This is a genomic window from Dyadobacter sp. CY261 (assembly GCF_021440085.1).
Lineage (GTDB): Bacteria > Bacteroidota > Bacteroidia > Cytophagales > Spirosomataceae > Dyadobacter.
Genome location: NZ_JAKCPW010000002.1, coordinates 35411 through 49155 on the forward strand (window position 1 = coordinate 35411; position 13745 = coordinate 49155).

The following is a 13745-nucleotide window of genomic DNA, read 5'->3' on the forward strand; positions in this document are numbered from 1 at the left end:
TAACGAATTGTCTTTTTTTGTGCAATCGTTATCGGGAACGTTGTCAGCTGAGCCGGATAGATGTAAATTTTAGGGCCAAATAGCAGTCCGACGAGTTACGGTAGCGGCGGAAAGTGTATTTTGAAACAAATAATAAGTTGGAATAAACCAATTTTTCCATTGGAAGCCATCACCATCAAGGATATTGCCAAGGCACTGAACCTGTCGACTTCAACGGTCTCACGTGCGTTAAGAAATAGCTACGAGATCAACCCGGAAACCAAGAAACTGGTAATGGAATATGCCGAGCGAATGAATTACCGGCCCAACCCCATTGCGCTCAGCTTGAAAGATAGTAAAAGCAAGTCCATTGGCGTGATTATTCCCGAAATCGCCAACCATTTTTTCTCGCAATTGATCAATGGCATCGAGTCCATTGCCTATAATCTGGGTTATCATGTGGTGATTTTTCAAAGCCATGATTCTTATGAAAGGGAAGTTGCGAATACCAACTATCTGGTTTCCAGGCGAGTGGATGGTTTGTTGGTTTCGCTTGCGAGCCTTACTACTAACCTCGTTCATTTTCAGGAGTTGATGGAAAAAGGGCTTCCTATCGTTTTTCTTGACCGTGTGCCAAATGACATCGAGACGCATAAAGTTGTTGCGGATAATTTCACAGGAAGCTATGAGGCTACTGAGCACCTGATTCTGTCCGGCCGGAAGCGCATTGCGCATTTGACCAGCCCTATTTACTTATCCATCACCACGGAACGGCTGGCGGGTTATAAAAAGGCTCTGGAAGATTACGGTATCCCCTTTGACGAATCTTATGTCAAATATTGTCTGTACGGAGGCAAAATCGAAGCGGAGAATGAAGCTGCGATCGAAGAAATGCTAAGCCTCCCCGAGCCGCCGGATGCGATATTTACGGCGAGCGACCGGCTTACGACCGGCTGTATGTCGGTACTGCAGCGGAAGGGTATCCGCGTGCCCGAAGAAATAGCGATTGTGGGTTTTACCAATATCAGCGTAGCCGAGCTGCTTAATCCGCCACTTACAACTGTTATGCAACCCGCTATGGAAATGGGGCAGCAAGCGGTAGAGTTGCTGATCCGGCTCATCGAACATCCGCAGAAAACCGACAAGTTCGAGACACGTTCACTCAAAACTGCATTGACGATAAGGGCGTCGTCTGTTGGAAAAACCGTAGTTTAGCGGAAAAACTGCATTACAGATGATCAGTTTGCCTATTAATGGCGCGTTGTTCAATTACAGGGTGGCCGGTGTGGCGATCCTGAATGGCAAGGTGCTCCTCCATAAAACTCCCACGGATAATTTCTGGACATTACCTGGCGGCCGTGCTGAGCTGTTCGAGTTCTCAAAAGACACTGTGCAGCGCGAAATGCGCGAAGAAACCGGTTTGGACGCAGAGGCGGGCGAAATGTTGTGGGTTTCCGAAAATTTCTTCCTTTATAACGGTGATAAATATCACGAGATAGGGTTCTATTTTGAAATGCATATCAAAGATCTTCCAAACCAGGGCGACTTCCTGGGCTCAGAAGGTCAAGACGAGCTGCTTTTTCACTGGCACGACTTAGCCGACTTACATTCCATCCGCACTTACCCGGAATTTCTGGCCGATGCATTAGTAAAAAATCCTCTTGAAAAAGGGCATTATAACGCTGGCTACCTCGACCTTGACGCTGCGGGTGCTATTCTGTCATAAATCGCCACGTTACATTTCCGATCGTATTCGGTTTACCGCTTTCGGGGGCCGAAATGCGGCCTTTTAATTGACCATTCTGTCGTTCAACTTGTATCGTGCGCCACGAGAATACCCCTTTTTCGTAGCCAAATGTTTCGCCGTCATCGTCGTAGAGGTTGTAAGTCCCATTCTTTTGCCCGTAATGCCGGATTTCGATATCCGTTTTCTGCCCCGATCGGGGCGCGTGTAGCAGGGCAGGCATCATTGGAATAATGCCACCGTCTTTTACAAAAACGGGAATCTGGTCCATTGTCGGGCTGATAGTAATCACCTCGCCGTCGCCAGCCAGTTTTCCGGTGTAAAAATCATACCATTTCCCTTTGGGTAGAATCACTTTGCGGGTCGTTTGGCCGGTAAATAGCGGCGCGACAAGCAAGTATTCACCAGCCATATATTGATCTTTGACTTCCCGCGTAACAGCTTCTTCGTAAGGGTTTTCTTCCAGGTTGGTAACCGTTTTCTCCTTTTTTATATTCATACCAAAGCCTTCTTCGAGGTTCATCCCCCGAAATGGCGGTGTGCCGTTGTAATGGTATTTGGCAAATTCGGAATACCAATAGGGCATCATCCGCATCCGGAGTTCGGCAAGGGCCTTGATTTGTGGCGCTACTTCCGGGAATGTCCAGGGCTGCATGCTACTCGACCAGGCGTTGATCATCGCCATGGGTGAAAAGCAGACTGTCTGGAACCGCCGTAGCCATTCTTCGGCGGTTTTGGAAGCGCGTACTTCGGGTGTCCATAGCACGCCCGCATAACCGCTGTTGATCAACGCCGTAATGAAGTCTTCGTGACTGTAATTGTCGTTATAAATTACATATGGGAACGATGCTCCACCGGCGTTGGAAGCCCGCACGAGGCCATAGGTGCGCATGTTGTTCCTTCGAAACATTTCAAAGCTGTGTTTTTGGACGAGGAGCCCATAGGTTTGCCGTATCTGTTCCGAAGACCGGCCCGACGGAAATGTGGCTACATCAGGCCAAAGGTAGGAGTCGAATCCATCGACCTCGTCGATCTTGTAGCCGCTCACACCGATCTTAACGTGTTCTTTCTCAAACTGATCAAATAGTATTTTGCGGGCTTGCGGCATGGAAAGGTCGGGTACAATGCCGTTCCACACTGTGTGTGTGCCGGTATAGGGTGCAATAGCCTTGTAAATGGACGCATCCGGTGAGACGTATGGGTTTGTCCAGAGATTAATCTTCACCCCCATTTGGCCCATATCTTTGACAAAGCCGGCTGGGTCAGGAAAACGTGAGCGATCCCATTCGAATGTGCACGGGTAGGATTTGGTTTGCCAGCCGGGTTCGAGGCCGATGAAATCGAGTGGATAGCCCTTTTCTTCAAATGCCTTTGCTTCTTGCTTAACCTGCTGATCGGTATAGAGACGATGAACGCGTTGCGTGAAACCCAGCCCCCAGCGTGGTGGCAGGCAACCCCCGCCGCTTAGCAGGTTGAAGCGCTCGATCGCATTGACCGGCTTCGGGCCGGCAAAAATGTAAATTTCGATGCCCTCGGCTGGTATCAGCATTTCCACAGCATCGGAATAGGGGTGTGCTTCCCAGTTTTTATCGGTGTTGCGGTCCATGATCTCCGGCGGGTTCTTACTGTCCCTGCGCACACCGGAACCAGCATAAACATCTATGTACTTCGCGGAATTGACAAAAACACCATAACCCAGCGACGACACATAAAAAGGCACCGGCGCATGTGTGCGGCCATTATCGGACTTGCCATAATGATCGGCATGGAGTTGCATAATGCGGCCGCGCTGGTGGATGGTTTGAAAGTTGAGTCCAAAGCCATAAAGCTGCTCATTGCGTTGTAAAGGCAGGCGCAGGTATAATTTGCCATTGTTAACTTGGAAGGTAATGGCTGTTTTATCGAGTGGGAAATCCTGGCTGACTAGTTTAGCTAATGCGGGAGATGCCGTTGTTTCTGCCGCTTTGAGCAGATCATAAGCGTCAGGTTTGCCCGCCGTACCTTTCCAGACGCCGGGGTAGATTTCTTTCCAGGTGATATTTTGCCCGAAAAGCAGTGTGGGAATACAAATCAAAAACAGGATGGAAAAGGCTCGGTTCTGGTGGCGCATGATGTACAATAGCTCGTTTATCAGCATAATAAGACTTGAATGGTTTTTTATACTAAAAATATTATCGTGGTAAATAAGTCTATTAAATTTGTAGGATATGTAGATTATAAGTAAATTCGAACTCCGAAATCAGAAGACCCCTGGCATTATGTACTACGAAATTGAAGACGAACTAGGCAACGTTTCCACGTTACAACTCAAACAACGTGTAGCCGAAGAGCAGGTTGAACCGCCTAAAAGTGGCGAATTGGCGCCGCTTTTCTATCTTAGGAATGAGGAAGGGTTTCCTGTGACATCACTGACCAACGCCGTACCGGACAGCGAATCGCGTTCGATTCTGGATGTGGTCCGTTTCAAGCCGCTTGTGCTAAGTTTTTATTGCAACTGCTGGGGAAGCTACGCACCAAAGCATTTAGAGGCGGTCAAAACCCTTGCTCCAAAAGTGGAGGCGCTGGGCGGGCAACTGCTGATCCTGACGAATGAATCACAAAAGGAAATTGGACGGATTGCCAGGAAAGTAGAAATTGAGCTACCGATTTACCACGACAAAAATTATAATGTGGCACGCTCCTACGGTGTGTTTTCAGAAACCTCGCCGATCTGGGACCGTATCGCCGGGATTTCAGATGAGGTTTTTACTCCTTCCCTTTTCGTCCTTGGCCGTGACCGTCGCATCGGTTATGCATTTGTGGATGAAAACTTTGACAATACTCCGGACATGAAAGCCATATTGAAAGCAATTCACGACGGCAGATAGCCGGAATTTGCATACTTTGGCATCCCTACCGTGTCAGCCTGGCAGCCATGCATTATATTTGGTTTTGCCGCTGTCACGGTATTTTTATATGATTTTAATATGTTACTGAAAAAAACATTGCAGTCGAAGCTTCCCCAGGTCGGCACTACTATTTTTACAAAAATGTCGGCACTTGCCGAAACGCACGGTGCGCTCAATCTTGCACAAGGTTTCCCGGAATTTGACTGTGCACCGGAATTGCAGCAACTGGTCGACAAATATGTGAGATCAGGTAAAAACCAATATGCGCCTATGCCTGGTGCATTGCCGTTGCGGGAGGCCATTTCGAAGAAAACAGAGGAAGCCTCGCAACATGAATATGATCCGATAACTGAAATTACGATCACCAGTGGCGCGACGGAAGCATTGTTCGTGGCAATCAGCGCAGTGGTACATCCTGGTGACGAGGTGATCATATTTGAACCGGCATATGACAGCTATGTGCCGGCGGTCGAGCTGAGTGGAGGTATTCCTGTTTTTGTGACATTGGACCCGCAGTATGACGCGATCGATTGGGAAGTCGTGAAATCCCATGTTACCGGAAAAACCCGCGCAATGATTATCAATACCCCACACAACCCGACAGGCAAAGTATGGGCTGCGTCCGATTTAAAGGCGCTTGCGACGCTGGCTGACGAGCACGATCTGTATGTGATCAGCGACGAGGTGTATGAATACATTGTTTTTGATGGCCGTGAGCATATTTCTGCGTCGTCCATTCCATCACTTGCCACACGCAGCTTTGTCTGTGGATCGTTTGGTAAAACCTTCCATACCACTGGCTGGAAACTGGGCTTTTGTCTGGCTCCTGCCTGGCTTACCGTCGAGTTTCGGAAGATCCATCAATTCCTTGTTTTTAGTGTTGTGACACCCTTACAGTTCGCCGTAGCCGAGTTCCTTGCCGAACCTGAGCATTATCTTGCGCTTTCTGCATTCTACGAGCGTAAGCGGGATCTATTTATTGGTGCCATCAGCGATATCGGCTTTATTTTAAAACTTTCCGAGGGTAGTTTTTTTCAAAATGTTTCCTATGCCAATCTTTCCGACGAAAATGATGTAGCGCTTGCCGAGCGGCTTACCCGGGAGGCTGGTGTGGCTTCGATACCTGTATCTGCATTTTATACCAGAGAAACGGACTATAAAACACTCCGATTTTGCTTTGCCAAGCACGATGAGACTTTGCTGAAAGCTGCCGGATTATTGAGCAAAGCAAGTTGGTAAACCACCTACTTCTTAAAAAGCAATGCCTTAATAGGCTGGATCCGCGTGATAATGAGCGTCGGAATTAGCAGGATCAACGCGGTGATAATGACGGTTACCACATTGACCATGGCGAAAATAGCCCAGTCAAATACAATGGGGACGGTATCCATATAATAATTAACCGGATCGAGTGGGATCAGTTTGAACTGGAATTGCAGCCAGCAGAGGAGCAGCCCGGCTATGTTGCCGATAACCAGGCCCTGGCGGACCATATTGATGCCTACCCGGAAAAAGATCATTCTTATCTGCCGGTTCGGGCTGCCCAGGGTTTTGAGCAATCCGATCAGTGGCGTTCTCTCCATGATCATGACCAGTAAAATCGATATCATATTAAAGCATGCCACGAAAAGGATCAGCGTCAGGAACACGGCCGTGTTGCGGTCGAGGAGAATGAGCCAGTCGAAAATTTGAGGAAAGACGCTGGTCACTTTTTGTAAATACAGCCCGGGAGGCAGCTCGCGCCGAAGCTGGTGCGTCACGAAATCCAGATCGTGAAAATCTTTGAGATAAATCTCGTAGGTGCCGACAGAATCGGCTCCCCAGCCATTAAGCCTTTGTATCAGACCGATGTCCCCAATAACAAGGTTATTGTCAAATTCCTCCATTTCGGTTTCGTAAATACCCGCTATGGTCAGCTTGCGCGGCCGTGGCGGGTTTTGGAGCGAATACATAATGACATCGTCCCCTAGTTTCAACCGCATTTGAGAGGCGATCTTGCGGCTGATCAGGATCTGAGATGAGTAACCGTAATTAATGGAAGACGAATCGTTTCGTTCGATTAGCTTGCCTTCAACGAGGCTTTGTTTGAAAGTATCCCAATCATAATCCTTGCCTACACCTTTCAGAATTACCCCTTTGATCTCCTCAGGTGTTTTTAAAATGCCTGATTTGTGGGCCACAGCCTGCCAGCGTTTCACTTCAGGAATTGTCGGCAACACTTCGGATACCGGATTTTTGATCGGAAGGGGGCCTTCTTCATAAGTATTGCCTTGTGAGAAGGCATTCACATTAATATGTGCCCCAAAAAGGAATATTTTTTGCTGGATAGTCTGTTTGAAACCCAACAGCACCGCAAAAGCGATGATCCCTACGGCAATGCCGATCGCGATGCTGGCCACACCTATCCGCGAAACGGTCGCAGAAAATGATCCTGCTTCGTTATGGCGTATGCGTTTGGCGATGAATGAGGGGAACTGCAAGAGGAATCTGTTCTTTAAATTAGTTGTTGACAAAAATAGGAAAAAACCTTCGCGGTTCGAGAAAGGCATTTTTTTATTAAGTTGCCGGCCTTGTTTTGACAAGAACACATTTTCGAATCAGAAAACCCACGTTCCATGCCATTGATCAAAGTAGCTTCCGGAGTTGTAAACCAGACACCCATGGCCTGGGAGTCCAATACCCGTAATATCGTTGACGCGATCAAAGAAGCAAGGAGGCAGGATGTTAGCTTGCTATGCTTGCCGGAGTTGTGCATATCGGGCTACGGTTGCGACGATTATTTTTTTGCGCCCGACATGGTCGACCAAGCGCAGCATAGCCTGCTCGAAATTGTCGAAGAAACTTCCGGGATGATCGTGGCGGTGGGCCTTCCGTTACGGCATAACGGAAGTTTGTATAATGCTGCTTGCCTAATCTCGAACAAACAGATTGCGGGTTTCTATTGCAAGCAAAATCTTGCGAACAATGGCATCCATTATGAGGCGCGCTGGTTCAAACCGTGGCAGCCGGGCGTAGTCGAAAGCATCGAAGTAAATCAAATGTTTTATCCGATTGGTGATGTGATTTTTGATGTTGCATCCGGGCCGATCCTGGGTGGATCGCGTGGTGTGAAGATTGCATTTGAAATATGCGAAGATGGCTGGGTGGCCAACCGCCCTGCGCGGAGGCATTACGAGCGGGGCGTTGACATCATTCTGAATCCAAGCGCCAGCCATTTTGCATTCAATAAATTTATGGTGCGTGAGAAGCTTGTTGTGGATGCTTCGCGCTCATTTTCTTGCAGCTATATTTATACGAATCTGCTTGGCAATGAGGCCGGTCGCGCAGTTTACGATGGTGATGCGATGATTGCCTCCAACGGTGACCTGCTGGCATCGAGTCCGCGGTTCAGCTATGAGGATTATGTGATTACAATTGCTGTGATCGACACGGAACATACCCGTTTAAGCCAGCTACAAAGCAAAATTGCGGTTCCTTCGAAGGATCGCACATGGCGGATTCCTGCGCGCTTCGATTTTCCGGACATTGAGCCGGTATTGCCGCAAATCCCGGATATCGAGCCATTTGAAAAGGGTGGGGCATTGAAAGAGGAGGAATTTGCGAGGGCTGAATGCCTCGCATTGTTTGATTACCTGCGTAAAAGCCGTTCGAACGGTTTTACAATTTCGCTTTCGGGAGGTGCTGATTCCTGTGCTTGTACAGCCTTGTGCGGGTTGATGATCCGGCTGGCTGATGAAAGTATTGGTATGGAGCGTTTCAAACAGAAATTATTTTATATTAAGGATATCCAGTCTGCCAAAACAGAAGAGGATCTTGCCAAAGTGTTGATTCACAATATCTATCAGGGCACTGAAAACAGCTCGTCCGACACGTTGGAATCGGCGCAATCGCTGGCTGAATCCATTGGTTCTACTTTTTATAATGTAAATATTAATGGGCTTGTCGAGACTTACAAGGGGTTGATAGAAGACCAGATTGGTAGAAAGTTGAGCTGGGAGCAGGATGATATCGCACTACAAAACATTCAGGCGAGGGTTCGTGCTCCGAGCGTTTGGTTGCTGACGAACCTGTCAAATAACCTATTGCTAGCGACTTCCAACCGTTCAGAAGCTGCGGTTGGTTACGCGACCATGGATGGGGATACCTCAGGCAGCATCAGTCCATTGGCGGGGATCGACAAGCATTACCTGCGACAGTGGCTTCGCTGGCTTGAAACGGCGGGTTGTGAAGTGAAAGGGAAGCACATTCGCATTGAAGGTCTAAAAAAAGTGAACAGCCTTCAACCAACAGCCGAGCTAAGACCGCTGGCACAAACGCAGACGGATGAAGCCGATCTGATGCCTTATGAATTCTTGAATGATCTGGAAGGACTGGCAATCCGGGACAAAAAGTCGCCTGTGGAATCATACCGGAACCTATACGTTCGCTACAAGGGCATTTATAGTGTCGATCAACTGCTCAGCTGGACGGAACGGTTTTTCAAACTTTGGAGCCGGAACCAGTGGAAGCGCGAACGTTACGCGCCATCATTTCACCTCGACGACCGTAATCTCGACCCGCGTTCGTGGTGCCGTTTTCCGATTTTGTCGGGTGGTTTTGAGAAGGAATTGGCCGAGTTACGGGCTTATGTTAATGGTGTCGCGGTGCAGAATGGGAGGAAGCGGATCGGGTTTTAGCACCGGAGGCCGATTTGAACCACCTTATCGCCAAGGTCAAATAGAACCAGTCCTAGATTTTATTCAAAAACCTGATCCCGGCCTGAAATCCAACCCAGCCATAGTTTCTTGTAGAACTGTCGGGCTTCTGGCCAATCCAGATTGGCGAAATACCTTTTTTCGCTTCTGTATTGAGCAGGCCAGAATCTTTGGCGAAAAAAGTGTTAAGCGACGGGCCGGCGAACAATGCGAACCGGGATCCAATTTTCTTTTCGATAGCCAAGGCAAATTTTACGATTCCCTGGTTGATTTCGTCGTTTCGGTCGGTGTTCAATAGCACAATGCTGCCGGTGAGATCGGCGTTGGCCCTCCAACCTTTGCCCAGACGTTGCGCGGTACCAAATCCATAACCGATTGTCAGCAGTGGTTTGTCTTTTGCGCCCCCATTGAAACCCAGGTTGAAAATGTTGTAAAACCGTTCTACGCCTGTTTTGAATGCCGTATTGAAGTAGTTGAATTCATCATAGGAAAACTCGTAGCGTCGGTATCCATTGCTATGTACCCAGCTGAACAAGCCAAAAGGAACTGTCGCGGTAGAGTCGGAATAATTGACAAAGCCGATTTGATGGCCTTTTCTGACGGTGTGCGCATAATTGTATCCCACAGAAAACTGGTAACCTTCCAGAGCACCCACCACCACATTTCCAACGCCCGCAACCTGAAACCCGGACAGATTTTTGCCGATATAGTTGATGAAGTTGGTGCCTTGAAACCCGCGCACATTCCCGAGGGTTAAATTCAATACGTTGGCATACTGGAAGCCATTCACATTATTACCTACCAAATTGCCCACGCCACCGAGCTGAAAACCATTCACATTCCCACGAACGACGTTGATCAAACTGCCGACTTCGAATTTGGACACGCCCAATGAGTAGCCGGCTATGAGGTTAATGGAATAATCATTTACAATGTTACCGCTCAGCTCGCGGTTTGTACCGAGAAAAGGCAAAATCGATGCCTGGAATGGCGCATATAATGTGTCTTCAATGTTTCGGGTGTGTACCGCCTGCTTAGCCGACGCGAATGCACTTACAAACTTGTTCTGAACGTTGCGGGCCTTTTTTCTAAGGTTTTCATAATCGGGCCAGGACATCGTGCGGATGTTGGTGCTGCTGTCGAGAAACATGGTATCCCGGGGCAGGTCCACTTTTGCCATTTCAAACTGAGGAATAGCGACCCTTGTGTGCAGCGAATCAACCTGTACCGGCGTGTGGGTAGCCACCTTTCCCGCGATGGGCTTCAAGGTATCCGGATTAAGCGAAATTTGCAGATACCCATCTTTCCGGGTTGGAATAGGGATTGACTTGCCGATATAATCCTCTTTCCTCACTTCCAAACGAAGTTGAGGACGTGTGGCCGGGAGGCGGATTTTGTAATAACCGTATTGATTACTTACAGCGGAAGCCAGCGTAGCCGACTCGTAAATACTAGCATTCGCCAGCTTTTTTCCCGTTTTATTATCGATAATGTACCCGTTGAGGTCAAAATCCTCGGGTGCCAGAGGCTTGTCGGCTTCTGCATTTTTTTGCAGGATAATGTACTTGCGTCGTTCTTTGAAGGTGACCTTATCTTTGAAAATGGCCGCCAAAATTTCTCTGATGCTCATGTTAACCGCCTGGATGGAAACACGGCTTTTAACGTCGATCATATCCGGGCTGTACGAGAAGCTAAACCCGCCGAGATTACCGATTTTTTGGAGCGTTTCGTCGAGTGGCTGGTTTGTCACTTTGAGTGTAATACGCTTTTCCAGCAAATCCTGGGCCGAAATATGGCCCGGAAGCAAGCAAATGCAGATACACCAGAATGCAAGTCTGTAAAATAGTTTCAAAACGGGATAGCTTGTAGTTTCTATTGACAACCGTTTCCTTCGAGCCAGTACACTTTGCCTTCTTTGCGCAGGCTGAGGTCGAGGGTTTCGGCGATGACGGATAGCGTGGCATCTACCGGTTCTTTTTCAAACCGGATGGTCAGCCTGCATTGTGCGATTTTGTCGTTGGAAAGCCGGACATCCACATGGTAACCGTCGCGTATGGAGCTCACGACATCTTGCAGATCGGCAGCGTTGAATTCGTAAACTTGTGTGCGGTAACCCATCATATTGATGTTGGCGCGGAGACTTCGAATAGAATCGGCGAGGACTTCTGCGCTTTCGCCTTTAACGAGTTCGACGCGATGTTCATCTTTGCTCACACGAACTTTTCCGGTCGCTACGTCAACCCGGACGGGCGTTTTCTTATATGCTTTTACATTAAAAGAAGTACCCAAAACACGGATCTCAGTTCCATTCGCCTGAATTACAAATGGATGATTAGCATCCGGTTTAACATCAAAAAATGCTTCTCCCTGCAATGAAACCGTCCGAAGGTCGCCGGCAAAATTTTCGGGATAGGTGATTGATGAATTGTAGTTCAAAAACACTTTCGTGCCATCAGGTAGGATCTGCTCCTTCGTATTGTCGGTCGTTGCTACATTTAGCGACTCCGGTGTTTTGTCCACAATCAGGAAGAACCATCCAAAAGCCATTACTAGAAGAGCGATCATCGCAGCGGCCCAAACTGTAACCGGCAATTTCCTTTGTCGCACTTCCGGCCTGAACTCGATCGTTTTTGCTTCCCGAGCGGAGGCTTCCCGAGCGGATGCTTCCGGCAAAATGGCTGGTGCCTGACCCGCGGCCATTTTACCTTTCATCTTTTTCCAGGCAGCATCTGTATCGACAGCCACCCGTGATTTCTGCATGGATGCGGTATGGTCCCAGATCAGCCGGTAAGTGGCCAGTTCGCGTGCATTGGCTTCCGATTCGGAGAGCCACTCTTCTACTTCATTTCTTTCGGATTCCGAAGCTGTATCGGCCAGGTAACGTGCTAACAGCTCCTCCGATATGTTTGCATGAGATGATTTCATGGTTACGATCTGATTAACTGTTCAACAATACTACCAAACAACCAAAGTGTTACCGGCAGGTAATCCGCCAGCTCCGTACGCAAGATCTTCAACGCTTTTCCTATCTGATTTTCCACCGTTTTAATGGATATTCCCAACTGATCTGCTATTTCCTGATATTTTAATTCCTCAAAGCGGCTCAACCTGAATGCCTTCTGACATTGCTCGGGTAGCGTGCTCACTGCTCGTTCGATACGCTCTTCCAGTTCGCTCGCATGGATCACCTCGGTTACCGAGTCGTATGATTGGCTGGTGAAATTCAACGTATAATCCTTGTGTGCTTCACGTACCGTAGCGTGTTTGAAGCGATTGAGGCAATGGTTATGCACCGCCCGGTACAAGTAGGATTTGAGCGAAAGGGTGATTTCCAGATCTTCCCGCTTTTCCCAGATCGTCAAAAAGACCGTTTGGACGACCTCTTCCGATTCTTCTTCATCCTTGAGCATCGTGCAGGCGTAATTGCACAACCGCGGATAAAAAGTGCGGAAGGTCTGCTCAAAGGCCTGTTCATCGCCGCGCCGTATCGCGCTGACTATTTCTGGGTCGGAAGAGTGCACCGTTATCTGTTTTTGATTTTCGGTCAAAAATAGATAATCTCTTTCGATTAGCGGTTCCTGATATAGAAGAGCGGTCATTATAAATGTCCTTTGGAGTAGGACAACTTACCAGTCGCCTACCCCTATCGTAAAAATTTATTTTTTTGAATAGGGGGAATCAAGGGTCCGGTTGTCCTACCCTAAACAATATCTTTTAGCCATGAAACAAATTTTTCTTAAAATTTCCATCACTCTGAGTCTTGCGCTCATTTTTCAATCCTGCGTTTATATTAATAAGGACGAGGACATTCCACCGCGCGGCGAGACGACCAGGACTTACGATTTCCGCAATTTTGATGAGCTTGAAGTAAGCGATGCCATTCGCGTGAATGTAATCGCAGGATCGTCGTTTAGTGTAGAGGCCACCGGCGAACGTAACGACCTCGACGATCTCAACATTTTTGTGCAGGATGGCAAGCTTACTGCGCGCTACAATAATTCATGGAGAAAGCGGCAGAGAATGGATATCGACATTACCATGCCTGACCTGACGGGTGTCGACTTTTCCGGGGCGGTCAATGCCACGATCGATGATTTTGAAAATCTGCCAAGTATTGAAATCGACCTCTCAGGTGCGTCACAATGTGATTTTGAAGGTTCCGGAACTAATTTGAAGTTCGATATCAATGGCGCTTCACAACTTAATTTGTTTGGCAAAATGAAATACCTCGATGGAGAGACCTCAGGCGCATCCCAATTGAATGCATTCGATCTCCAAACCGAGGAATCAGACCTCGAAGTGTCGGGCGCGAGCAATGCGAAAATTTGGATTACACGGCTGCTAAAGGTGAAGGCTTCCGGCGCGAGCACGGTCCGTTATCGTGGCAATCCGAAAGTAGAAAAGGAGGTTTCTGGTGGGAGTAATGTCCGGGCTGATTAA

Annotated in this window: 11 protein-coding genes; 6 read left to right on the forward strand and 5 right to left on the reverse strand. The window is 48.1% G+C overall.

Annotation, left to right across the window (positions count from 1 at the left end; all coding sequences use genetic code 11):
• The first annotated feature begins 159 nt into the window (after positions 1 to 159).
• Together LZD49_RS07475 and LZD49_RS07480 are read left to right on the forward strand one after the other, a co-directional pair.
• Complete coding sequence (locus LZD49_RS07475) at positions 160 to 1194, forward strand: LacI family DNA-binding transcriptional regulator (RefSeq protein WP_234666720.1); 1035 nt, start codon at positions 160 to 162, stop codon at positions 1192 to 1194.
• Positions 1195 to 1213: 19 nt separating this feature from the next.
• The gene (locus LZD49_RS07480) at positions 1214 to 1705 is read left to right on the forward strand and encodes an NUDIX hydrolase (RefSeq protein ID WP_234666721.1); all 492 of its coding nucleotides are present in this window, start codon (positions 1214 to 1216) and stop codon (positions 1703 to 1705) included.
• On the opposite strand, the gene LZD49_RS07485 is transcribed toward LZD49_RS07480, so the two are convergent.
• Complete coding sequence (locus LZD49_RS07485; protein WP_234666722.1) at positions 1692 to 3860, reverse strand: TIM-barrel domain-containing protein; 2169 nt, start codon at positions 3858 to 3860, stop codon at positions 1692 to 1694. The genes LZD49_RS07480 and LZD49_RS07485 overlap by 14 nt on opposite strands.
• Before the next feature lie 121 nt (positions 3861 to 3981).
• Here LZD49_RS07485 and LZD49_RS07490 point away from each other — a divergent pair, with 121 nt between their 5' ends.
• Positions 3982 to 4590, forward strand: coding sequence for a peroxiredoxin (locus tag LZD49_RS07490; RefSeq protein WP_234666723.1), 609 nt, complete (start codon positions 3982 to 3984; stop codon positions 4588 to 4590).
• Positions 4591 to 4689: 99 nt separating this feature from the next.
• Complete coding sequence (locus LZD49_RS07495; RefSeq protein WP_234666724.1) at positions 4690 to 5850, forward strand: methionine aminotransferase; 1161 nt, start codon at positions 4690 to 4692, stop codon at positions 5848 to 5850.
• A gap of 5 nt (positions 5851 to 5855) precedes the next feature.
• Here the strand turns inward: LZD49_RS07495 and LZD49_RS07500 are convergent, their stop codons facing one another.
• Entirely contained in the window at positions 5856 to 7091 is a 1236-nt protein-coding gene (locus tag LZD49_RS07500) for an ABC transporter permease (protein ID WP_234666725.1), read from the reverse strand.
• A 135-nt stretch (positions 7092 to 7226) separates the two neighbouring features.
• Between LZD49_RS07500 and nadE the strand changes: the two genes are divergently transcribed.
• Positions 7227 to 9287 (forward strand): NAD(+) synthase, encoded by a 2061-nt coding sequence (gene nadE, locus LZD49_RS07505; RefSeq protein WP_234666726.1) that lies wholly within the window; start codon positions 7227 to 7229, stop codon positions 9285 to 9287.
• 52 nt (positions 9288 to 9339) lie between these two features.
• On the opposite strand, the gene LZD49_RS07510 is transcribed toward nadE, so the two are convergent.
• Genes LZD49_RS07510 through LZD49_RS07520 form a run of 3 tightly spaced genes read right to left on the reverse strand, consistent with a single transcriptional unit; the run spans position 9340 to position 12853 of the window.
• Entirely contained in the window at positions 9340 to 11157 is a 1818-nt protein-coding gene (locus LZD49_RS07510; RefSeq protein ID WP_234666727.1) for an STN and carboxypeptidase regulatory-like domain-containing protein, read from the reverse strand.
• Positions 11158 to 11177: 20 nt separating this feature from the next.
• Positions 11178 to 12230, reverse strand: coding sequence for a FecR domain-containing protein (locus LZD49_RS07515; protein WP_234666728.1), 1053 nt, complete (start codon positions 12228 to 12230; stop codon positions 11178 to 11180).
• A gap of 2 nt (positions 12231 to 12232) precedes the next feature.
• Positions 12233 to 12853, reverse strand: coding sequence for an RNA polymerase sigma-70 factor (locus LZD49_RS07520; RefSeq protein ID WP_234667183.1), 621 nt, complete (start codon positions 12851 to 12853; stop codon positions 12233 to 12235).
• Between the two features lie 172 nt (positions 12854 to 13025).
• On the opposite strand from LZD49_RS07520, the gene LZD49_RS07525 reads away from it, so the two are divergent.
• On the forward strand, positions 13026 to 13745 hold the full coding sequence (locus LZD49_RS07525) for a head GIN domain-containing protein (RefSeq protein ID WP_234666729.1): 720 nt from the start codon (positions 13026 to 13028) through the stop codon (positions 13743 to 13745).

Coding starts and splice junctions, on each gene's coding strand:
- LZD49_RS07495 (WP_234666724.1), top strand. CDS start 4,690: ATGTTACTGAAAAAAACATTGCAGTCGAAGCTTCCCCAGGTCGGCACT.
- LZD49_RS07480 (WP_234666721.1), top strand. CDS start 1,214: ATGATCAGTTTGCCTATTAATGGCGCGTTGTTCAATTACAGGGTGGCC.
- LZD49_RS07490 (WP_234666723.1), top strand. CDS start 3,982: ATGTACTACGAAATTGAAGACGAACTAGGCAACGTTTCCACGTTACAA.
- nadE (WP_234666726.1), top strand. CDS start 7,227: ATGCCATTGATCAAAGTAGCTTCCGGAGTTGTAAACCAGACACCCATG.
- LZD49_RS07525 (WP_234666729.1), top strand. CDS start 13,026: ATGAAACAAATTTTTCTTAAAATTTCCATCACTCTGAGTCTTGCGCTC.
- LZD49_RS07485 (WP_234666722.1), bottom strand. CDS start 3,860: ATGCTGATAAACGAGCTATTGTACATCATGCGCCACCAGAACCGAGCC.
- LZD49_RS07515 (WP_234666728.1), bottom strand. CDS start 12,230: ATGAAATCATCTCATGCAAACATATCGGAGGAGCTGTTAGCACGTTAC.